The organism is Curtobacterium sp. MMLR14_010 (genome assembly GCF_001865015.1).
Taxonomy (GTDB): domain Bacteria; phylum Actinomycetota; class Actinomycetes; order Actinomycetales; family Microbacteriaceae; genus Curtobacterium.
The window spans coordinates 583620-604789 of sequence record NZ_MJGV01000046.1; the positions used below are offsets into that span (position 1 = coordinate 583620).

Genomic DNA, 21170 nt, shown 5'->3' on the forward strand with positions numbered 1-21170 from the left:
CGCAACACGAAGCAATAGGAGGATCTCATGTACGCAGCCGTCGTCGAGCAGTTTGGTCAGGCACCGGTCTGGCAGCAGTTCCCGGAACCGGAACCCGCGGCCGGTGAGGTGGTCGTCGACGTCGTGGCCGCGGGCTTGCACCCGCGGGTGAGGTCGCAGGCCGCGGGTTCGCACTACACGAGCGAGGGGGCAATCCCGCTGATCCCAGGCGTGGACGCGGTGGGCCGGTTCCCGGACGGGTCACTGCGGTACTTCGTCGTGACCAGCGACACCCGGGGAACGATGGCGGAACGCGTCGCCGCGGATCCGCGCGCCAGCGTCGTCCTCCCTGATGGCGCAGACCCTGTCGCGGTGGCGGCGGGGGCAAATCCTGTGATGTCGTCGTGGGTTGCGCTCCGGCACCGGATCGAGTTCGCGTCGGGCAGCCGGGTGCTGATCATCGGGGCCACGGGAGCGTCCGGGAGCGCCGCGGTGCAGGTCGCACGGCACCTCGGCGCCTCGTCCGTCATCGCCAGTGGCCGTGACGCAGCACGCCTTGAGAGCGTGCGTGAGCTGGGGGCGGATGCATTGGTATCCCTCAGCGATCCGGAGGCGGTGGGCGAGGCGGCGGCCGAAGTTGACGTGGTCATCGACTACGTCTGGGGGCAGCCCGCGGCAGACGTGATGCGGTCCCTCGTCACGGCCCGACAGGACCGCGGGCGCCAGTTGGACTGGATCGCGATCGGCTCGACTGCGGGGCAGGATGCCCCGGTCCCGTCGGCAGCGCTTCGTGCATCAGGGCTGAGCATCGTCGGCAGCGGGCAGGGCTCCGTCGGACGTGCCGCGTTCGTTTCGGAGCTGCCTGGCATCGTTTCGGCGATCGCAGACCGCACGGTGGCCATCGACGCTGAAGCTGCACCCTTCCGGGAGGTCGCGGCGCGCTGGGCCGGTGATGGTGCGACGACGGGTCGCGTTGTGTTCACGACAGGCCGCCGGTAGAGGATCGGCTATTGAGGTGTGACAGTCGAGCCGCGCGGAGCGGTGGATTGTCGAGTCGTGGATACCGCTCAGGGGATCCTGTAGGACGGACAAGTGATCGACCGCCCTGCTCTGGCCGAGTTCCTCCGACTTCGACGCAACGCGCTGCAACCGGAGGACGTCGGCTTGCCACGTGGGTCTCGGCGTCGCACCGAGGGACTTCGGCGTGAGGAAGTTGCGGTGCTGTGCAACATGTCGACCGACTACTACGCCCGCCTCGAGCGCGGCACCGGGCCGCAGCCGTCAGAGCAAATGGTCGCCGCGATCGCGCAAGGCCTGCACCTTTCCATGGACGAACGGGACCACGTGTTCCGCCTCGCCGGGCAGCACCCACCCGTGCGCGGGACTGCGAGCGAACACGTCGGGCCCGGCATGTTGCGGATTTTGGACCGGCTCATCGACACCCCGGCCGAGATCGTCTCGGAGCTCGGGGAGACCCTTCGACAGACGCCACTCGCGAAGGCGCTGACCGGTGACGCCGTGCAGCGCACCGGGTACTCGCGGAGTCTCGGATACCGGTGGTTCACCGACCCTTCCTCGCGAGAGCCGTACCCGGAGGACGAGCAGCTCGTGCTGTCCCGCGTGTATGCGGCCGGGCTTCGCGAACTCGTCGCAATGCGGGGACCAGGCTCCCGTGCCGCGGCCATGGTCGACGCACTGTGGGACAACCCGCAGTTCCGTGTGGTGTGGGACCGGCACGAAGTCGGGGTCCGCTTGCCTGAGGTAAAGCGGTTCTTGCACCCGGCGGTCGGCGCGCTCGAACTCGCGTGCCAGACACTCCTTGACCCGGATCAGTCGCACCGGATGCTCGTGTACACGGCCGTGCCGGGGAGCGTCAGTCACGAGCGGTTGCAGCTGCTCGCGGTGATCGGCACGCAGGATCTTTCGAGCCGCTGACCGACGGGTCCTGGATGTCCTCGCGAGACCCATCGAGCATGAGAGCGACCCGTTCCCGCTCGCCGTCCCGGAAGGACACACCATGCCAGCCACGCCATACCTCGACATCCCGGACCTGACCGGACGTCTGGCCGTCGTTACCGGTGCCAGTGACGGACTCGGTGCTGTGATCGCCCGGCGCCTCGCTGCTGCCCGTGCGGAGGTCGTGATGCCGGTCCGCTCCAGGGAGAAGGGCGAACGAGTGGCTGCCCAGATCCGTGCGGTCGTGCCAGAAGCGTCGCTGCGGGTTGCCACGCTCGATCTGTCCCGGCTCGACTCCATCGCCGCACTCGTGGCCGAACTCCTCGACGAGGGACGGCCGATCCACCTCCTCGTGAACAACGCCGGCGTGATGCGACCCCCGGCACGCCAGGAGACAGCCGACGGATTTGAACTCCAGGTTGGGACGAACCACCTCGGGCACTTCGCCCTCACGCTCGGGCTCCTTCCGCTCCTGCGAGCAGGTCGCGCCCGCGTCACGCACCAGACGAGCGTCGCTGCGCGGAGGTGTGCGCTCGACCTCACGGATTTTGCCCACCAACGCCAGTACGACGTGATGCGGGCCTACACCGCGTCGAAGATCGCCGTCGGCCTCTTCGCACGCGAACTCGATGCTCGCAGCCGCGCGGACGGGTGGGGCATCAGCAGCAACCTCGCGCACCCTGGTGTGTCTCCGACGAACCTCCTCGCCGCGCAACCCGGCATGGGTCGGGAGCGTGCCGGTGCGGAGCGCGGCGTCATCGAGCTCCTGTCGCGCGTCGGGGTACTCGGCACAGTTGAGAGCGCCGCCCTACCCGCACTGCTCGCGGCGACAGGCCCTGACTCACACGGCGATACGTTCGCCGGCCCCCGACGCACGGTCGGAGGTGCGCCGACACTCCAGCCGATGTGGCGACCGTTCACGAACATGGAAACGGCACGGGCTCTCTGGGACCACTCCGCCGAGGTGACCGGGACTTGAGCCTGACCACTCACCCCTCAAGCAGGCGCAACACCGACGGCATATCTCGTCCGGATACCGATGGCTCACCGGGCGGCAGTCACCCATCAACGTCTCCGACGGTCTTCCAGCCTCACCGCCAGCGAGAATCCGACCACGAAAATGGCCCAGCCGAGGACTGGCACCAGGTTGCCGACCGACGGCGTGCCCACCAAACCCAGAATCGCAAAGAGCAACGCGAGTACCCCGAAGATGATCGCGACGATGAACCACCGGCGCGTCCTGCGCCAGGACCCCTGATTCGGCGCACCCTCGGGCCTGCTCACCGCGACACAACCATGTCGGCAGCGTACCGACAGCGCCTGTCCGGTAGCGGATCGCTACCGGACATTGTCACGCCGTCTTCTCAAACTGGTGACGAAGGGACCCGGTCTTCCGGGTCCCTTCGTCTGCGTGTGGTCAGCGGACTCAGACGCGGCCGAGCATCGCCTCGTTGAGGATGGTGCCGCCGAGCATCCAACCTCCGTCGGCGACCTCGTCGAGGATGACGAGGGTGGTGGGGCGTGCTCGCTCCCCGTAGGCGTCGACGATGGCGTCAGTGACGGCGTCCTGCAGCTTCTTCTTTGACTCGGCGGTCAGGGTGTCAGCGGGGACCTTGATGTTGGCAAAGGGCATGGTGTTCCTCTCGGTGGGGTTTCCCGGGCGGTCCGGGGGTCAAAGTGCGGCGTTGGAGGAGAGCAGGTCCTCGATGCCGACGCGGTGGTAGAACTCGGCGCGGATGCGGTCCGCGACCGCTGAGACGACCTCGCTGCCGTCGCGCGAGGGGTCGACGTGGGTCCGGTAGGGGCGGGTTCCCTCTGGGAGGCTGACCACGCGGACGATCTCGTCGGCGACGTCCTGCACGTCGGCGTCCACCGGGACGATCGCGGCGAGGCGGTCGGTGAGGTCATGCCGGAGCGCCCCGTACTCCTCGTCGTGTGCAGCGACTCGGGCGGCGTCCGTCGGGACCGCAGCGTTCGTGAAGTGGTTCGTTCCCGAGGTGAAGGCTCCCGGGACCACGACGGTGGTGTCGATGCCGAAGCGGACGAGCTCCGCTGCGTAGCTCTCGGCCAGGGCGTCCATGCCGGCCTTCGCCGCGAAGTACGGCGCGAGGAACGGCGGGTGTCCGCCGCGGGTCGACGAGCTGCCGACCCACACGACCAGTCCTGAGCGGCTGACGCGCATGTGCGGCAGGACGGCGCGGGCGACGCGTTGTGCGCCGACGACGTTGACGTCGTAGAGGGCCGTGAACTGCTCGGGCGTGAACGCTTCGGCCGGGCCGTAAGCCATGTGGCCGGCGTTCTGCACGAGGACGTCGATTCGCCCGTGCAAACGGACGACCGCGTCGACGGCGTCGTCGACGGACTGTTGTGACTGGACGTCGAGCTCGACGGCGCTGAGCTGCAAGCCCTCGCGAATGGCGAGATCCTCGAGCTCGGTGCGAGCCGTCGCGTTCCGACGGTCGACCGCGCGCATCCCCGCGACGACCACGTTGCCAGCCCGCGCGAGCGCCTCAGCCGTCAGCCGACCGAAGCCGCTGGACGCACCCGTGACGAGGACAACCCGTGGAGCGGTCATCAGACCATCCCGCCGTTGGCGCGGATGGTCTGGCCGTTGACCCAGTGGCCGTCGGGTCCGGCGAGGAACGCCACAACCGCCGCGATGTCCTCCGGCGTGCCGAGCCGCTCGAGGGGCGGGACCTTCGACAGCGTGTCGATCTGATCCTGGGTCTTGCCGTCGAGGAACAGCTCCGTTGCCGTCGGTCCTGGGGCCACCACGTTCGCCGTGACGTCCCGGCCGCGGAGCTCCTTAGCCAGGATCAGCGTCATGCCTTCGACGGCGCTCTTGCTCGCGACGTAGGCGCCGTAAGTCGGGAACTGCGTCCCGACCACCGAGGTTGACATGCCGACGAACGTGCCGCCAGCCCGGAGCCTGCGCGCCGCCTGCTGCGCGACGACGAAGGTCCCGCGGATGTTCGTCCGGTGCAGTGCATCGAGGACGTCGAGGTCCTGGTCGGCGATCGTCGACAGTGCGAGTCGTCCGGCGGAGTGCACGACGACGTGGACGCCGCCGTGGTCGGCCTCGACCCGATCGAACATCGCGGCGACTGCGTGCTCGTCGGCGACGTCGGCCAGCACGGCGACGGCGCGACCGCCTGCTTCCTGGATCTGCTCGACGGTGGCGGCGGCCGCGGCTGTCCCGCTGGCGTGGTTCACGACGACCGTGAAGCCGTCGGCCGCCAGCCGGGTCGACACCGCGCGGCCGATGCCGCGTGAGCCCCCCGTGACGACTGCGACGCGTTCTGGAGTGCTGCTCATCATGCTTCCTTTCACTGATATGCACCGAGCATTTCGACGCTACGCAGAAGCTAGCACAGATACGATCATCGATACCAACTGCGCTACCATTGCTCTATGGCCCGATCTGACGAAGCACTCCGGAGCGCGCTGCTCCGCGCGGCAGAGGAGCAGCTCGTCGCAGCTCCCGACGGCGACATCGCCACCCGTGCTGTATGCGAAGCAGTCGGCGTCACCCAGCCCGTGCTCTACCGCGTCTTCGGCGACAAGCGCGGGCTGCTCGACGCCCTCGCCGACGTAGGTCTCGAGCGGTACGCGGCCAGGAAGGCCGAGCTCGAGGTGTCCGACGACCCGTCGGCGGACCTGCGACGCGGCTGGGACGACCACCTCGCGTTCGCACGCCAGCACGCCGCGCTCTACCGACTGATGTTCGCTCCCCGGCCGTGGGCCAGCAGCTCGGCGCGCGACGGCGTGACCGCGCTCCTCGAGCGGACGCTGACCCGCTGTGCAGCCGCCGGCATGCTCCGTGTCGACGTCAAGGTCGCGGCAACGATGCTGCTCGCCGCGAACGTCGGGCTCGCACTAGATGGGATGAGCGCGAACCGCCAGGACGACTCCGACGAGGTCGCCGACACGCTCCGGGACGCGGTCCTCAGTGCCGTCCTCGTGCAGCCGCCCAGCCCGGAACACGGTGACGTCGACGCGGCCTCCCGTCATCAGCTCCGCGCGCGACTCGAAGCAGGCAGATCGAGCCCGTTGCTCCCGGAGGAGTCGGCACTCATGCGGGTGTGGCTCGACCGACTCGACCACCACGCCCACCACGACCAAGACGGCTCCGAATGATCTCCACGTTCCTCATCGAACACGCACCCCTGGTCCGAGCGGCATTCTGGGTGGCACTCGCCGCCGCCGCCGTCCTCGCCTGGTTGCTCCACCGCCTGCGGCTCCGCGGCATCCTGCTGGGCCTGTCCGGGGTGTCGCTCGTCGCGGTGCTCGTGCTCACTCTGCTCCCCGACGGCACGCGGCCGGGCGGCGTCACCTGCACCGTGCAATTCTCCGTCCCGTTCCAGGGCCTCGAGACGCTCGCCAACGTCGCACTCCTGCTGCCGCTCGTGCTCTTCCTCGGAACCGCGACGAACCGACCGCTCACGATCCTTGCCGGCGCGGTGGCGCTCTCCGTCGCCATCGAGGTCGTACAGGCCCTCGCGCCGGCACTCGGTCGTCGGTGCGACACGAACGACTGGTTCATGAACACAGTGGGAGCGCTCCTGGGTGCCGTCGTCGCTCTCGTCGTTTGCAGGATCGAACGACGTCGGACGACCACCGCCGTCGCCGGGTGACCGACGGGCGGAACGCGGAGGACGAAGAGCTCGACACCCTGCGCGGTCGCTGCTGGTGAGGGCGCGATGTGCGCGTGCTCGCCGCCCCGCGGGGAGGGGCGCGAAACGGTCGTCCCGACGCGTCTCGTAAGCCGGTCCCGCTCCGGACCGTTCCGCGATCCTGCCCCGACCCCCGGCTTCGAGTAGTCGCTGTCTCACATAGGTGGTCCGCTGCTCGTCGCGCTGAGGGGAGGGCATGCGGACGCCAGCGCGCCCAGATGGCAGCCGCGCGAAACCAGTCATTGCCGGCGTCTCGGACGAGAGGTCGGCGGACGGTCCCTCCTCGCTGGCGCAACTTGTGCGCCCCGCCCAGAGTGCGGTGCCGGCACCCAGGTCGAGCATCGGGCTCGCCGTATCTGGTGCTCCGCGGAGAGCGTCGGATCGGCCACCGCCAGTTCGCCGGCAGCGCCGTGATCGCAACCCGCAACCACCGCTTCCAGACCACACGCTCTTAGCGTCTGATCTGGCCTTCTCTTGGTGGGCCCTGCCGGGATCGAACCGACGACATCCACGGTGTAAACGTGGCGCTCTACCAGCTGAGCTAAAGGCCCTCGACGGAATTCTACGGCCCGCCGGCACACCACCACGACGGCATGTCGACGATCACTGGAACTCGACACTTCTGTGTTGCGTTCCTCGTGTGATGCGGACGGCGCCAGCGCTCCGGGATGGCGGCCCTGAACGCAAGGACTCCACATCCACCATGGGTCGACTCTTCGTACGTCCCTCTCGACGCTGACGCTCGTCGGCGTCGCGATGACCACCCTCGTACCGACCTCGACGGCGGCCACGGCCACCAGCACACGGAGCACCATCGGCGTGGCCATCGACGCCATGAAGGACGGCATCGTTCCGTTCACACCGAAGGACGCGCCAGGCGGTCACACCGGCACCGCCAACGGCATCGTCCGCACGATGGACACGATCACCTACCGCATGTCCGTGAACTCCAACGACGGCAGCAGCACGAACGAGCGCTTCACCGTCACCGCTCCTGCTGGCGGTGGACCCCGGCACCCCCGAGACGCCCGACACGACCGACCCGGGTAGGGCCACGTTCCCGTCGGACGCCGTGGTCTCGCCGGACGGACCGCCCTCGACGAAGCCCGGTCCGTCGACGACGACCGGAGCGAGGTCCGCCCTCGCGTTCACGGGCGCAGCAGGCCTCCAGCTCGCCACCGCCGTCGCAGTGCTGCTGCTCGTGCTCGGCACCGGCACCTTCCTGGTCTGCCGCCGACGCCGACGCCAGTCGCACAACCCGCCGCACGACCAGTGACGACGCCCCGGCCCACGTCGAGGCCCGCGTCCTCGAGCACGGAGGCCGCACCCTTCGGTACGGTCGACGTGTGTCGGGGGAACATGCGCGACCGGTGACGGTCCGCGGGAACAGGGTGACGCCGCTGGCGTGGATGCTGCTGTCGTCCGGGCTGGTGGCCGCCGGCGTGTGGCTGGCGTGCTCCGAGGACGTCTTCGGTGGTGCGTGGTTCACGCACGTCTGCTCCAGTGGGCTCCTGCTCGTCGTCGGCCTGCTGGGGCTGCTGCTGGCGGTGAGCACCATCCGCACCCGGGTGCGGGTGTTCCCGGACCGGCTCGAGGCCACCGTGGCCCTCGGCCGCACCCGGACGATCCACCCCGGCGAGCTCGCCCGGTTCCGTGCGTCCGGCACGGGCAACGACGTCGTCAGCGCGTGGACCGCCCGCGGGCGCCCGGGGTTCCAGACGAACCGGTTCCACCGCCACCACGACGCGTTGGAGGACTGGCTCGACCGCAACGGGGGCGAGCCCTGGGCGGAGCACCGGGCGTTCTCCGAGAAGCTCACGCGCCGGACGAAGCGCAAGCCGGTCGCCGACACCGTCTCGATGCTGGTGATCGTCGCGTTCTTCGTCACGATCATCGCCATCTGCCCCGGTCTGTTCGTCCTCGTCGCGTACGACGACGCGCACCAGGAGCAGGTGACCTGCACCATCACCGCGGCCGAGGCGATCACCGTCTCGAACCGGTCCGCGAAGGGCATCGGGTCATCGCACCCGGCGGTCGGCATCGACTCCTCCGACTGCGGCCGCCTCACCTTCTCCCGCGGCATCGACGACGAGAACCAGGAGCGCACCGCGCGCGCGTACGACCGTGCACCCGGTCCGTACACGTTCACGGTCGGTGCCGGGTCGTTCTGGCTGCGCCAGCACGCGCCGTGGGCACGGCTCGGCCCGACCGTCTACGCCATCAGCAGCCCGCGCTGACCGCGTCAGCCCCCTCACACCTCCCGCGGCGCCGTCCACGACACGTCGAGGTCCCAGTCCTCCACCGCCGAGGCCCCGAGCTGCCACACGTACTCGTTCTTGAGCTTCCGACCGTCGTCGCGGAACGGCCCCGTCCGGTACGGGTAGAACGCCACGGTGGGCAGCGTCCCCCCCGGCGCGGTCCGGACGGCGTTGGAGAAGTCCCGGTTGAGCGCACGGAGCTCGGCGACGACGGCCCCGCGGGCGGCAGCGGCGTCGAAGCCCTCGACCGACGCAGCGCCGGCCGCCAGCTGGAACGCGATGTGCAGCTGCCGGTCGCCACCGGCGTCCTCGTGGCTGATCAGCCGGTGGTTCTCCACGGCCTCGAGCAGGGCGGGGTCGCCGTAGACCACGTCGCGGACGACGTCGGGCGCGACCACCGCGCCGTTGTAGTCCACGGACAGGTCGCTCCGGCCGTAGTGGAACAGCAGGGGCAGGTCGAGCTCGGCGAGCTCGAGCAGGTCTGCGTGCCCGGTCGACCGCAGCACGGGGCGCAGGTCCCGCATCCGGACGACGTGGCCGCGGTCGTGGATGTTGTAGCGGATGCGCGGGCTGATGTTCTCCGACCGGGCGATGGTGACGACGAGTTCGCCGAGCTCGTTCGTCTCGATGAGGTACCCGAACGGGTTGAACTGGAACACCATCGGGAGCACGCCGTACTCCCCCTGCTTCGTCAGCGCGCTCGACAGCGCCGGGTCGGCGGCGATCGCCCGCCGGAGCGCCACCGAGAACCCGGTCTCGATGCCGAGGTTGATCTCGAGGTCGCTCGCCCCGTAGGAGCCGAGCACGGTGTGCGCGTACTGCTCGATGTGCGCCCGCATGTTCTCGCTGATGCCCTCGCCGCCGAACGCGCACACGATCGTGTACTCGGACCAGTCCAGGCGGTCGTCCTCGAACAGCGCCTTGAGGAACGGCGGGTAGCTGAGGATCACGTAGGTGAAGTCGGTGCCGAACTCGCGCATCGTCTGGACGACCTTGTCGCGGTCCGGCCCGATCGACTTGATCATCGTCGACTCCGTCAGCGACGCCGTCACGTTCATCCCGGTCGCCCAGGCGCCGAGCGAGAACGCGTTCAGCACGAACGGCTGCTTCGGCAGCTCCTCCGAGGTCCGCGCGAACCCGAGCTGCAGCAGCTGCCGCGTGGCCTGCCGCTCGTCGGGGCCGCGCACCCAGCTCGTCGGGGTGCCCGAGGACCCGGAGGACTCGTCCACGACGACACCACGCCGCGGCAGCCGTCCGTCGAGGCAACGCTCGGGGATGCTCCACCGCTTGACGTAGGAGTCCTTGTCCATCTCGGGCAGGGTGCTGAAGGCCCCGGCGATCCCACCGCTGGTGTCCAGCCGGGAGGCTCGGCCCGACTCCGCCAGGTACGCCCGGTACGCGGGCACCCGCCTGGCCGCCTGCTCCGCCGTCCGCCACGCACGCCACCGACCGAGCGTCCAGCGCAGCGGCTCGATGCCGGGTGCCAGCAGCAGCCGGTGCGTCTGCACCCGCGGCATGAAGAGCGCCACGAACACCTCGACGAGCCACACCACGGAGAACACCGCCGCGCGCTTCACGACGCGCTCCCCACGGTCATCGCGGCTGCCGGTCGCCGGTGCGCCACGGGCGGCGGGGCACTGCGACCGAACCGGAACAGCATCCACGCCATCCGGCCGTCGGACTCATCGACACCGGCGCGGTCGACGAACGCGGCGTGCGAACGGGGGTTCGTGATCACCGTGCCGAACGGGTGCAGCGCGACACCGCGGCGGCTCAGCTCGAGCCAGATCCGCATGAACACCCGACCGGCCTCGACGTGGTCCGCCGCGGTCTCGAACGGCCCCTCGAGCCACCCGAGCTGCCGGACACCGCGCATCGTCGCCAGGTACACCCGGCGGAACACCGCTCCGAGGACGGGCACGTCCCACAGCCCGCGGTGCTCCATCGCCACCCGCAGCACCGGCCCGGGCATGAGCATCGTCTCCGCGGAGAGCCCGTCCCCCGTCGCCGCGGCCTGCCGCTTCGAGAACCGCAGCCAGTGCAGGATCTCGTCGTGCACGGCGTCGTTCCGCAGGTCGTCGAACAGCGTCTCCTGGTTCACGCGCACGATCTCGTCGACGACGGACCGGTCGTCCGTGCTCCGGAACCGGTGACCGGACGCCGCCGCGATCTCCTCGGCCGCAGCCACCGCCTCCCGACCGACCAGGGTGTGGTCGTAGGGCCTGCGCGACGAGCGCCGCGCGAGGAAGCCGGCCAGGGCCTCCCGGTCGTCGTCCGTGACCACGTGTGGGACGAGCGCGACGCTGCCCAGCCGGTGCAGGTGGTCGTCGGGGTCGCGCGTCAGCCGCTCGAAGTCCATCGGGGTGTGGTCCAGCGTCTCGGTCACGGTGAACCCGTGCGCGCGGGCGACCACCGCCAGCCCGGCCAGGAACACCCCGGCGCAGACGTGCCCGAACGGGATCCCGAACGACTCCGCCGGCAGCCCCCGCCGCAGGTCGTAGGACACGGTCGCGGTGCGGTCGTCCTCGACGCCCACCACGATCGGTTGCGAGTTGTGCGGCGACGGGTAGTGTCGCGCGTCCTCGATGATGTCGGTCCACGGTGATGCCATCGGTTCCCCCTCGGTGGTCTCGTGTCCAGATCCTACGGACCCGCCACGACGCCCATGCCGCCGCTGGCATGCACCCGCCGGTCGGCGCCGGCAGCACGCCCGTATGCTCCGACCATGACCGCCATCCGCACCGGCTGCGACCTCGCCGCCGTGCAGGACGTCCTCGACGGCATCCAGGCGCACGGCGAGCGGTACCTCGCGCGGGTCTTCACGGTCCGCGAACGCGCCGACACCGGGGACGACCCGGAGCGGCTCGCCGCGCGGTTCGCCGGCAAGGAGGCCGTCGTGAAGCTGCTCCGCCCGACCCGCACCGACGCCGTCCCGCTGCACGACGTCGCCATCGTCTCGGACGAGCACGGCGCACCCCGGGTGGAGCTGTCCGGAACGGCCGCTGCGCTCGCCGCAGCGGCCGGGATCACGGTCGTCGACGTGTCCCTGTCCCACGAACGGGGGCTGGCGCTGGCGACCGCCGTGGCCCTGTCGGAGCGCTGACGGCGGGGCAGGACGACCGTTCCTGTACGAGCGCACAGCAGGCCGGACGACGGTGCGGTTTCCCGCAGCCGCACGGCGGCTTTCCGGGCTGCTCCCCTCGTTAGCGTTGCTGGCATGCACCAGGACCCGAACACCGCAGCGACGCCCGTCGCGCTCGCTGACCCGACGGCCGAACAGGCCGTCCGACGCGCACTCGCCGACCACGGCCACCTGACCGTCGACGCGATGGACGTCGCCCCGATCGCCGACCTGTACGCGCTCGGCCTGACGTCGCACGCCACGGTGAACGTGATGCTCGCGGTCGAGAACGACCTCGACGCCGAGTTCCCGGACAGCGTCCTGAACCGTGCGACCTTCGCCTCGGTCGAGTCGATCGTCGCCGCGGCGGCCCTGGCGACGGCCCAGTGACGACGGTCCAGCCGGAAGCCCCGGTCCGGGTCCTCGGGACGCCGTCGGACCGCTTCGCCGAGCGCACCGCCGCCGTGGCCGCGGTCGCCGCGCAGTTCGCCGACGAGGTCGACCGTGACGCCCGACCGCCGCGCGAGGCGATCGCCGTGATGCGGGAGTACGGCCTGCTCGCCGCTGCGGTCCCGCTCGAGCACGGTGGCGAGGGCGCCACCGTCACCGAGCTCTCCGTCATCGCGACCGAGCTCGGTCGCGCGTGCGCCGCCACCGGCATGGTGTTCGCGATGCACCAGGGACAGGTCATGGCCCTCTGGCGGCACGGCGGCGACGGTGCCGGCGTGCTCGCGATGATCGAGGCCGTCCGCGACGGTGCACTCGTGGCGTCGTCGACGACCGAGAAGGGCGTGGGCGGCGACGCCCGCCGGTCGACCTGTGCGATCGAGCCCTCCGAGGACGGCCGGATCCGCCTGCGCAAGGACGCGCCGGTGATCTCCTACGCCACCGAGGCCGACGCCGTGTTCGTCACCGCCCGCCGCGACCTCGACGCCCCCGCGTCGGACCAGCGCCTGCTGGTCTGCCGGACCGCGTCGACCGTGCTGTCGCAGACGTCCACCTGGGACACGATGGGCCTGCGCGGCACCTGCAGCAACGGGTGGGTCCTCGACGCGGACACCACCGCGGACGCGGTGTTCCGCGACGACTACGCGACGATCTCCGCGCAGACCGTGCTGCCCGTCTCGCACGTCCTCTGGGCGTCGGTGTGGGTCGGCATCGCCGCCTCCGCCGCCGAGCGTGCCCGTACCGCCGTGCGCAAGCAGGCGCGCGCCAGCGTCGGGACGACCCCGCCCGGGGCGCTCCGGCTGGCCGAGCTGCTCGTCGACCTGCAGCTGCTGGCCGACGCCGTCCGGCACGCGGCCGAGCGGTTCGACGCCGTGGCCGACGACCCCGCGACGCTCGAGTCGAGCGCGTCCGCCCTCGCCGCCAACGCGCTCAAGGTCGGCGCCTCCGAGCGGGTCGTCGACATCGTGACCGCCGCGCTGCGGATCGTCGGCATCGCCGGGTACGCCGCGACGGGGCCGATGAGCATCTCCCGACACCTCCGAGACGCCCACGGTGCCGCCGTCATGGTGAGCAACGACCGTCTCCTCCACAACAACGCCGGACTGGCACTCATGACCGGAGCGATCCTGTGACCCTCACCGAACCCACCACCGAACCCACCACCCTCGACCGGGCCCGCGCAGCGCTGCGCGCCCGGCTCCTCGAGGACCGCGTGCTCATCGACCTCGGCTCCCCCGGGCTCTACGGCCGCACCGGGGTCTTCGAGCACGTGTACGCCGCGGTCGACGCCGCAGGGGTCCGCTCGATGGCCGACCTCGAGTCCTCCGTCGTCCGGTTCCCGCCGGTGGAGCCCCTGGCCGCCTTCGAGCGCACCGACTACATCGCGTCCTTCCCGGACCTCGCCGCGTCGATCTCCGCCTTCACCGGCGACGACCGAGCGCACCGCGAGCTGCTCGCAGCCCGTGAGCGGGGCGAGCGCTGGGAGTCCTTCCTCGAGCCCGCCGACCTGATGCTCACCCCGGCCGTCTGCCACCCGCTCTACGGGCTGCTCTCGGGCACGATCCCCCAGCAGGGCCTCTGGTTCGACGTCCTCGGCGACTCCTTCCGCCGCGAGCCCTCGCTCGACCCGATGCGCCTGCAGGCCTTCCACATGCACGAGTTCGTCCACGTGGGCACGCCCGAGTCGGCGAAGGCCCACCGCGACGGCCGGGTGCCGGCGATGCGGTCGATGCTCGAGGGCCTCGGTCTCGAGATCGACGTGGTGTCGGCCAACGACCCCTTCTTCGGTCGCGTCGGCCGGATCCTCGCCCGCAACCAGGTCGAGGCCTCGCTGAAGTACGAGTTCGTGACGCCGGTCTACGGCGACGCCGGGGACCCCACCGCCATCGGCTCGGCGAACCTGCACGAGGACCACTTCGGCGCCTCGTTCGCGATCAGCACCGCGGACGGCGAGGTCGCCCACAGCGCCTGCGTCGCCTACGGTCTCGAGCGCGTCACCATCGCCCTCTTCGCCGCGCACGGCACCGACCCCGGCTCGTGGCCGGTCGGCGTCCGTCGCGCCCTGGCGCTGTGACGACCCACCACGGGTGGGCGGGCTCCCCGGCCCTCCGCGCCGCCGTGCAGTCACCGCCGTCGGCCCGCGCCGGCGTCGTCATCTGCCCGCCGCTCGGGCAGGAGGGCGTGATCGCGTACCGCACGCTCCGCCTGCTGGCAGACCGCCTGGAGGCTCGTGGCGTGGCCTCGGTGCGCTACGACCCGTCCGGACGTGGCGACTCCGCCCCCGACACCGACCCCGACGCGCAGGTGCGGTCCGCCGTCCGCGCGGCCGCCCTGCTCCGGACGACGGGCGTCCAGCGGATCACCTTCGTCGGACTGGCGTCCGCGGCCGTCGTCGCGGCCGCCGCCGCGACCGAGGACGACGGGCTGGTGGTGTGGGACGCACCGGACTCCGGTCGCGCCTGGCTCCGCCGGCAGCGCGCCCTCGCGAGCATCACGGTCGAGGGCGAGCGGGTCCTGGACGGCGTCGAGAGCATCATCGGGATGGACCTCGCCGAGGACGAGGCCGCAGCCCTGTCCGCGCTGCGCTTCACCCCGCGCACGGGCGCCACGCTCGCGCTCGTCCGCCCCGGCGGTCGCGTGCCGAAGGCGCTCGGGGACGTGGCCACGGCCGAGGCCCCCGGGAGCGCCGAGCTCCTCGACCGCACCAGCGTCCACGCCCGCATCCCCGGCGACGCCGTGGACGCAGTCGTCTCCTGGGTCGACACCTGGGCCCCGACGACGACGGTCCCCGTCACCGTGCCCGCACTCGAGCGCCTGGTCGACGTCGACCACCGCGTCTCCGAGCGGGTCGTCCTGCTCGGTCCGGAACGGCTGTTCGCGATCGAGAGCGTGACGTCACGGCAGGCCCCCGACGCCCCCGTGGTCGTGCTGCACAACGGTGCCGCCGAGCACCACGTCGGCTCCGCGGACTACCAGGTCACGCTCGCCAGGAAGCTCGCCCGCGACGGCGCCCGCGTCGTCCGGGTCGACCGGCGCGGCACCGGCGAGAGCTCCGTCGTCCGCGCCGACGAACGCGACTACCTGTTCGCGCAGGAGTGGCTCGACGACCAGTCGGCGATCGTCACGGCGCTCGCGGCCCCCACGGAGCAGCTCGTCGTGGTGGGGATGTGCGCCGGCGCCTGGATCGCCGGACGCGCCCACGAGGACGCCCCGCGCCTCGTCGTGGAGATCAGCCCGAACGACTACCGCCGCCGACCCGCGCTCCCCGGCGCCTACAGCGACGCCGTGCGCGCGGTCGACTCCCCGTCCCCGCGTCGGCAGTGGATCCGTGAGCGGTACAACGTCGTGGTGCCGAAGTGGCTCCGTGACCGCATCGCGCGACGCGACCGACCCGGTGGGGTCCTCGACCACGTGAAGCCGCTCGTGGCGCAGGGCACCGACGTCGTGGTCATCGTGGCGGACGGCGACGCGGAGCTGTTCGACCGCCTCGGTGGCCAGCGCGCCCTGCGACGGTTCCCGGTCGGCGGTCGTGGCGGCGGGGTGGAGCTCGTGCACGTGGTCGACGGCGACCACGCGCTGTTCGCCCCGGCGATGCGGGCGGTCGTCATCGACGAGGTGCGCGCCCGTGTCCGTGCGGCCTTCCCCGTCCACGCCTGAGCACGAGGTGTAGGCAGGACCCGTGCGACGAGTGACGGCGACAGCGGTGGGGCTGGCCGTCGTGGTGCTCGTCGCCGGGTGCGCCGCACCGCAGGGCGCACCGCAGGGCGCCCCGCCGTGGCCCCGGCCGACCGACCTCGCGGCGCGGGCGCAGGACGCCGGCCTGCGCGACGTCTGGGGTGAGCGGCTCGCGGAGCACGTCCACACGCACGTGACGATCACCGACGGTGACGAGCCAGTGGTCATCCCGGGCGACATCGGGCACTCGGCCGCCCAGCGTTTCGCCGCCGAGGTCCACACGCACGACACGTCGGGCATCGTGCACGTCGAGTCGCCCGAACGGCGGACGTTCACCCTCGGGCAGTTCTTCGACGAGTGGGGCGTCTCCCTCGGTCCGGCGCACGTCGGCGGGCTGCACGGGGACCTGACCGTGTGGGTCGACGGCCACCGGTCCTACGGCAACCCGCGCTCGATCCCGTTGCGCGACCTGGAGCAGGTCGACCTCGTGGTCACGACGATCGGCGAGGTGCCCCGACGACCGGCTGCGTTCGACTGGCCACCGCAGTACGACTGAGGACGACGGTGCCACCGGCGCCACGGTCGTCGGCAGCGCACGCGTCCGCGGCGAGCAGCGCGTCGGCGACCGCCTCCGGGTGCTCGACGTGCGCGAAGTGCCCGCAGTCCTCGAGCAGCACGGTCCGGACCCGCGGCAGGACCCCGACCAGGCGCGCCAGGTCCGTCACCCGGGCGAACACGTCGTCCTGTCCGGCGACGGCCGTGACGGGGACCGTGATGCCGCGCCACCGGTCCGTGTCGTAGGCGGCACCGGAGCGGGCGGCCGCCAGGAAGCCCTCGGGGCGGAGCTCCTCGACGAACGCGTCGAGGACACTGCGGTCGAGCCGTCCGACGTGCGTGAAGACCGGCGCTGCGAGCAGCCGGAGCAGCCCGACCGCCGCCAGTGTGCGGAGCAGCGGGACCGCGGCGCCCCTGGTCACGGCGAGGCCGGCGCGGAGCAGGGTGAACGCCGGCAGCGTCACGAGCCCGAAGAGCGGGTGCCGAGCGGCGTGGGCCGTGGCGAAGGTGGTGCCGGACACGAGCACCACCGAGCGGACACGCTCCGGCATGGTCACGGCGCAGTGCATCGCCACGAAGGCGCCCATCGAGTGCCCGACCACGTCGACGGCGTCCATGTCGAGGGCGTCGAGCACCTCTCCGAGCACGCGCACGGCGTCGTCCGTGGAGAGCGGCACGGCCGGCGCCGGCGAGGACCCCCAGCCGGGCAGGTCGACGAGCACGAGCCCGCGCCCGTCGAAGCCGTCGGCCGCGCGGAGCAGCGGTGTCCACGTCGTCCAGGAGCCCGCGACGCCGTGGAGCAGCAGGAGGGGCCGGTCACCGAGCCGCACGTGCACGACGACGTCGCCGACGGCGGTCGGCACGACCATCCGGGTGAGCGACCACGGTGTCGGGTCCGACGTCACCGGGAACGGTGCGTAGGCGGGCGGCGCGACCATCTCGGGTGCGTCACCCGTGTCGATGCGGTCCACCGTGCCTCCAGTCCGGCGCGTCTGCGCCCCCGTGGAGGATTCGGAGCCGACGCGTCTGCGGTTGCCTAGGCGGCCGCGACGGGGGTGGTGCAGGCCGCGAGGCGGTCGAGCGCGGAGCGGTACTCGGTGACGTCCCGGGCGATGCCGGGCTCCGAGATGATCGAGGCGCGGATCCGGCCCTGGACGTCGATGACGAACGTGGCGCGGTTCGCGAAGCCCTTGTGCTCGAGGAACACGCCGTACTCCTTCGACACGGCGCCGTGCGGCCAGAAGTCGGCGAGGAGCTCGAAGTCGTAGCCGTTCTGGTCGGCGAACGACCGGAGCGTGGCCTTCGAGTCGACCGAGATGCCGATGAGCTCGATGCGGTTGTCCTGGAACATCGCGATGTTGTCGCGGAGTTCGCAGAGCTCGCTCGTGCAGGTCGACGAGAACGCCAGCGGGAAGAAGACGAGTGCGACCGGGCGGGATCCGCGGTGGTCGCTGAGTCGGACGTGCTCACCGAACTGGTTCGGGAGCTCGAAGTCCGGCGCGAGTGAGCCGATCTCCAGTGCCATCAGGCGTGTGCTTCTTCCTCGGGCTGCGGGTGTGCCCGTCGATCCACGCTCACGCAGGGTCTGCGTGGGCACGATCGGCAATCGTACGCCGACGACACGTGAATGCAAGGACCTGTCCACCCAGGCTGTCTGTCCGACGTGGGGCCTAGAGTGGTCGAGGCTCCCGCCGCCGGTCGCGACCCGATCGATCGGTGGGCCGACCATGTCCCCACCACGAGAACGAACGAGGTCAACGGTGACGGTGAACGACCAGGACCCGCGCAGCACCGCAGGAACCGACCAGGACCCGGAGGAGACCGCCGAGTGGCGTGAGTCCCTCGACGGTCTGGTCGCGGCCCAGGGGCACCAGCGGGCGCGCGAGATCATGCAGAGCCTGCTGAAGCGCTCGAACGAGCTGCACCTCGGTGTGCCGATGGTCCCGACGACCGACTACGTGAACACCATCGCGCCGGAGGACGAGCCCGAGTTCCCGGGCGACGAGGAACTCGAGCGCCGGTACCGCCGGTGGATCCGCTGGAACGCGGCCGTCACGGTGCACCGCGCACAGCGCCCCGGAGTCGCGGTCGGTGGGCACATCTCGACGTACGCGTCGAGCGCCGCCATGTACGAGGTCGGCTACAACCACTTCTTCCGCGCGCAGGACCACGCCTCCGGTGGCGACCAGGTCTTCTTCCAGGGCCACGCCTCCCCCGGCATGTACGCCCGCGCGTACCTCGAGGGCCGCCTCGGCGAGGACCAGCTCGACGGCTTCCGCCAGGAGAAGTCCCACGCCGGCGGCGGACTGTCGTCGTACCCGCACCCACGCCTGATGCCGCACTTCTGGCAGTTCCCGACCGTGTCGATGGGCATCGGCCCGATCAACGCGATCTACCAGGCCCAGCAGGCCAAGTACCTGACCAACCGCGGCATCAAGGACGCCTCCGACCAGCAGGTCTGGGCGTTCCTCGGTGACGGCGAGATGGACGAGGTCGAGTCCCGCGGCCAGCTGCAGGTCGCGGCCAACGACGGCCTCGACAACCTCAACTTCGTCATCAACTGCAACCTGCAGCGCCTCGACGGACCGGTCCGCGGCAACGGCAAGATCATCCAGGAGCTCGAGGCCTTCTTCCGCGGCGCGGGCTGGAACGTCATCAAGGTCGTCTGGGGCCGCGAGTGGGACGACCTGCTCGCCCGCGACACCGAGGGCGCACTGCTCAACCTGATGAACCAGACGCCGGACGGCGACTACCAGACGTACAAGGCCGAGAACGGTGCCTACGTCCGCGAGAACTTCTTCGGGCGCGACCCGAAGGCGCTCGAGCTGGTCAAGGACTACACCGACGACCAGATCTGGAACCTCAAGCGCGGTGGCCACGACTACCGCAAGGTGTACGCGGCGTTCAAGGCCGCGGCGGAGCACAAGGGCCAGCCGACCGTCATCCTGGCGAAGACGGTCAAGGGCTACGGCCTCGGCCCGAGCTTCGAGGGCCGCAACGCGACCCACCAGATGAAGAAGCTGACGCTCGACAACCTCAAGCAGTTCCGCGACGAGATGCGCATCCCGATCTCCGACGCGCAGCTCGAGGAGAACCCCTACACACCGCCGTACTACCACCCGGGCAACGACGACGAGGCGATCCAGTACATGCACGAGCGCCGCGCCGCGCTCGGCGGGTACGTCCCGGAGCGCCGGACGAAGTACACGTCCATCACCCTGCCGGACGACGCCAAGTACCAGGTCGTCAAGAAGGGCTCCGGCAAGCAGGAGATCGCCACCACGATGGCGTTCGCCCGACTGCTCAAGGACCTGCTCCGCTCCCCGGACTTCGGCAACCGCGTGGTGCCGATCATCCCGGACGAGGCCCGCACCTTCGGCATGGACGCCTACTTCCCGACGGCGAAGATCTACAACCCGAACGGCCAGCACTACACGTCGGTCGACCGCGAGCTGCTCCTGGCGTACAAGGAGAGCCCGCAGGGCCAGATCATCCACGTCGGCATCAACGAGGCCGGCGCCCTCGCGGCCTTCACGGCCGTCGGCACCTCGTACTCGACGCAGGGCGAGCCGCTCATCCCGGTCTACGTCTTCTACTCGATGTTCGGGTTCCAGCGCACCGGCGACGCCATCTGGGCCGCCGGGGACCAGATGACCCGCGGGTTCATGATCGGCGCCACCGCCGGCCGCACCACCCTCACCGGTGAGGGCCTGCAGCACGCTGACGGCCACTCGCCGCTCCTCGCCGCGTCGAACCCCGCGGTCGTCTCCTACGACCCGGCCTACGGCTACGAGATCGGGCACATCGTGCAGGCCGGCCTCGACCGGATGTACGGCACGAACGAGGACGGCTCGCCGAAGCACGACGACCCCAACGTCATGTACTACCTGACGGTCTACAACGAGCCGATCGTGCAGCCGGCCGAGCCCGAGGGCGTCGACGTCGAGGGCATCACCAAGGGCATGTACCTGCTCAAGGGCAGCGAGCACGACGGCCCGAAGGCGCAGCTCCTCGCGTCGGGTGTCGCCGTGCCGTGGATCCTCGAGGCCCAGCAGCTCCTCGCCGAGGACTGGGGCGTCTCCGCCGACGTCTGGAGCGTCACGAGCTGGGGCGAGCTGTACCGCGACGGTGTCGCGGCGGAGCAGCACGCGTTCCTCAACCCGAACGAGCAGCCCCGCACGCCGTACGTCACCGAGCGCCTGCTCGGCACCGAGGGCCCCGTCGTCGCCGTCAGCGACTTCATGCACCTCGTGCAGGAGCAGATCCGCCCGTTCGTGCCGACGGACTACGCAACGCTCGGCGCCGACGGGTTCGGGTTCTCCGACACGCGCCCGGCCGCCCGCCGCTTCTTCCACATCGACGGCCCCTCGGTCGTCGTGCGGACGCTGCAGCAGCTCGCCCGCCAGGGCAAGGTCGACGCGGCACTCGTCCAGCAGGCCATCGACAAGTACCGCCTGCACGACGTGACCGCCGGCACCACGGGCAGCGCCGGCGGCGAGAGCTGAT

At 71.0% G+C, this 21170-nt stretch carries 23 protein-coding genes and 1 tRNA gene; 15 read left to right on the top strand and 9 right to left on the bottom strand.

Features of this window, described 5'->3' with window-relative positions; translation table 11 throughout:
• The first annotated feature begins 27 nt into the window (after nucleotides 1-27).
• The 3 genes from BIU98_RS11325 (at nucleotide 28) to BIU98_RS11335 (ending at nucleotide 2914) form a co-directional block, all read left to right on the top strand.
• A complete protein-coding gene (locus BIU98_RS11325; RefSeq protein ID WP_071275917.1) occupies nucleotides 28-978 on the top strand; it encodes a zinc-binding alcohol dehydrogenase family protein in 951 nt (316 codons plus the stop codon).
• A 93-nt stretch (nucleotides 979-1071) separates the two neighbouring features.
• Nucleotides 1072-1914 carry a helix-turn-helix transcriptional regulator gene (locus BIU98_RS11330; protein ID WP_071275919.1) on the top strand — a complete coding sequence of 281 codons (843 nt, stop codon included), beginning with the start codon at nucleotides 1072-1074 and terminating at the stop codon, nucleotides 1912-1914.
• Between the two features lie 82 nt (nucleotides 1915-1996).
• On the top strand, nucleotides 1997-2914 hold the full coding sequence (locus BIU98_RS11335; RefSeq protein WP_071275921.1) for an SDR family oxidoreductase: 918 nt from the start codon (nucleotides 1997-1999) through the stop codon (nucleotides 2912-2914).
• A gap of 86 nt (nucleotides 2915-3000) precedes the next feature.
• On the opposite strand, the gene BIU98_RS11340 is transcribed toward BIU98_RS11335, so the two are convergent.
• The 4 genes from BIU98_RS11340 to BIU98_RS11355 form a co-directional block, all read right to left on the bottom strand.
• Entirely contained in the window at nucleotides 3001-3219 is a 219-nt protein-coding gene (locus BIU98_RS11340; protein ID WP_071275923.1) for a hypothetical protein, read from the bottom strand.
• Between the two features lie 142 nt (nucleotides 3220-3361).
• Nucleotides 3362-3568 (bottom strand): tautomerase family protein, encoded by a 207-nt coding sequence (locus tag BIU98_RS11345; RefSeq protein ID WP_071275925.1) that lies wholly within the window; start codon nucleotides 3566-3568, stop codon nucleotides 3362-3364.
• A gap of 39 nt (nucleotides 3569-3607) precedes the next feature.
• Complete coding sequence (locus BIU98_RS11350; RefSeq protein ID WP_071275927.1) at nucleotides 3608-4510, bottom strand: SDR family oxidoreductase; 903 nt, start codon at nucleotides 4508-4510, stop codon at nucleotides 3608-3610.
• Nucleotides 4510-5250 (bottom strand): SDR family oxidoreductase, encoded by a 741-nt coding sequence (locus BIU98_RS11355; protein WP_254787867.1) that lies wholly within the window; start codon nucleotides 5248-5250, stop codon nucleotides 4510-4512. Before BIU98_RS11355 ends, BIU98_RS11350 begins: the two co-directional genes overlap by 1 nt.
• Nucleotides 5251-5346: 96 nt before the next feature.
• Here BIU98_RS11355 and BIU98_RS11360 point away from each other — a divergent pair, with 96 nt between their 5' ends.
• Nucleotides 5347-6072 (top strand): TetR/AcrR family transcriptional regulator, encoded by a 726-nt coding sequence (locus BIU98_RS11360; protein ID WP_071275932.1) that lies wholly within the window; start codon nucleotides 5347-5349, stop codon nucleotides 6070-6072.
• A complete protein-coding gene (locus BIU98_RS11365) occupies nucleotides 6069-6569 on the top strand; it encodes a VanZ family protein (RefSeq protein ID WP_071275934.1) in 501 nt (166 codons plus the stop codon). Before BIU98_RS11360 ends, BIU98_RS11365 begins: the two co-directional genes overlap by 4 nt.
• A gap of 514 nt (nucleotides 6570-7083) precedes the next feature.
• Here BIU98_RS11365 and BIU98_RS11370 read toward each other — a convergent pair.
• A tRNA-Val gene (locus tag BIU98_RS11370) sits at nucleotides 7084-7159 on the bottom strand.
• Between the two features lie 205 nt (nucleotides 7160-7364).
• On the opposite strand from BIU98_RS11370, the gene BIU98_RS11375 reads away from it, so the two are divergent.
• The 3 genes from BIU98_RS11375 to BIU98_RS11385 all read left to right on the top strand — a co-directional run bounded on the left by BIU98_RS11375 (nucleotide 7365) and on the right by BIU98_RS11385 (nucleotide 8845).
• Nucleotides 7365-7658 carry a hypothetical protein gene (locus BIU98_RS11375; protein ID WP_071275936.1) on the top strand — a complete coding sequence of 98 codons (294 nt, stop codon included), beginning with the start codon at nucleotides 7365-7367 and terminating at the stop codon, nucleotides 7656-7658.
• Between the two features lie 22 nt (nucleotides 7659-7680).
• Entirely contained in the window at nucleotides 7681-7884 is a 204-nt protein-coding gene (locus BIU98_RS11380; protein ID WP_139200676.1) for a hypothetical protein, read from the top strand.
• A 70-nt stretch (nucleotides 7885-7954) separates the two neighbouring features.
• Nucleotides 7955-8845 carry a hypothetical protein gene (locus BIU98_RS11385; protein ID WP_139200677.1) on the top strand — a complete coding sequence of 297 codons (891 nt, stop codon included), beginning with the start codon at nucleotides 7955-7957 and terminating at the stop codon, nucleotides 8843-8845.
• 14 nt (nucleotides 8846-8859) lie between these two features.
• Here the strand turns inward: BIU98_RS11385 and BIU98_RS11390 are convergent, their stop codons facing one another.
• Both BIU98_RS11390 and BIU98_RS11395 read right to left on the bottom strand, forming a co-directional pair.
• Nucleotides 8860-10443: a CoF synthetase gene (locus tag BIU98_RS11390; RefSeq protein ID WP_254787869.1), complete on the bottom strand. Its 1584-nt coding sequence runs from the start codon at nucleotides 10441-10443 to the stop codon at nucleotides 8860-8862.
• Nucleotides 10440-11477, bottom strand: coding sequence for a hypothetical protein (locus tag BIU98_RS11395; RefSeq protein ID WP_071275942.1), 1038 nt, complete (start codon nucleotides 11475-11477; stop codon nucleotides 10440-10442). Before BIU98_RS11395 ends, BIU98_RS11390 begins: the two co-directional genes overlap by 4 nt.
• Before the next feature lie 114 nt (nucleotides 11478-11591).
• Here BIU98_RS11395 and BIU98_RS11400 point away from each other — a divergent pair, with 114 nt between their 5' ends.
• The 6 genes from BIU98_RS11400 (at nucleotide 11592) to BIU98_RS11425 (ending at nucleotide 16665) form a co-directional block, all read left to right on the top strand.
• Entirely contained in the window at nucleotides 11592-11969 is a 378-nt protein-coding gene (locus BIU98_RS11400) for a holo-ACP synthase (RefSeq protein ID WP_071275944.1), read from the top strand.
• Between the two features lie 114 nt (nucleotides 11970-12083).
• Complete coding sequence (locus tag BIU98_RS11405; protein WP_071275946.1) at nucleotides 12084-12377, top strand: acyl carrier protein; 294 nt, start codon at nucleotides 12084-12086, stop codon at nucleotides 12375-12377.
• Nucleotides 12374-13567 (top strand): acyl-CoA dehydrogenase family protein, encoded by a 1194-nt coding sequence (locus BIU98_RS11410; protein ID WP_071275948.1) that lies wholly within the window; start codon nucleotides 12374-12376, stop codon nucleotides 13565-13567. Before BIU98_RS11405 ends, BIU98_RS11410 begins: the two co-directional genes overlap by 4 nt.
• Entirely contained in the window at nucleotides 13564-14508 is a 945-nt protein-coding gene (locus tag BIU98_RS11415; protein WP_071275951.1) for an amino acid--[acyl-carrier-protein] ligase, read from the top strand. The genes BIU98_RS11410 and BIU98_RS11415 overlap by 4 nt, the downstream gene beginning before the upstream one ends.
• Nucleotides 14505-16091, top strand: a complete 1587-nt coding sequence (locus tag BIU98_RS11420; protein WP_139200678.1) for an alpha/beta fold hydrolase — start codon at nucleotides 14505-14507, stop codon at nucleotides 16089-16091. The genes BIU98_RS11415 and BIU98_RS11420 overlap by 4 nt, the downstream gene beginning before the upstream one ends.
• Before the next feature lie 22 nt (nucleotides 16092-16113).
• Nucleotides 16114-16665, top strand: a complete 552-nt coding sequence (locus BIU98_RS11425) for a hypothetical protein (RefSeq protein ID WP_139200679.1) — start codon at nucleotides 16114-16116, stop codon at nucleotides 16663-16665.
• Here BIU98_RS11425 and BIU98_RS11430 read toward each other — a convergent pair.
• Nucleotides 16601-17635, bottom strand: a complete 1035-nt coding sequence (locus BIU98_RS11430) for an alpha/beta fold hydrolase (RefSeq protein ID WP_071275957.1) — start codon at nucleotides 17633-17635, stop codon at nucleotides 16601-16603. The two genes, BIU98_RS11425 and BIU98_RS11430, sit on opposite strands and share 65 nt — an antisense overlap.
• A 65-nt stretch (nucleotides 17636-17700) precedes the next feature.
• Nucleotides 17701-18189, bottom strand: coding sequence for a peroxiredoxin (locus tag BIU98_RS11435; RefSeq protein WP_071275959.1), 489 nt, complete (start codon nucleotides 18187-18189; stop codon nucleotides 17701-17703).
• A 235-nt stretch (nucleotides 18190-18424) separates the two neighbouring features.
• On the opposite strand from BIU98_RS11435, the gene aceE reads away from it, so the two are divergent.
• A complete protein-coding gene (gene aceE, locus BIU98_RS11440; RefSeq protein WP_071275961.1) occupies nucleotides 18425-21169 on the top strand; it encodes a pyruvate dehydrogenase (acetyl-transferring), homodimeric type in 2745 nt (914 codons plus the stop codon).
• Nucleotide 21170 lies beyond the last annotated feature (1 nt).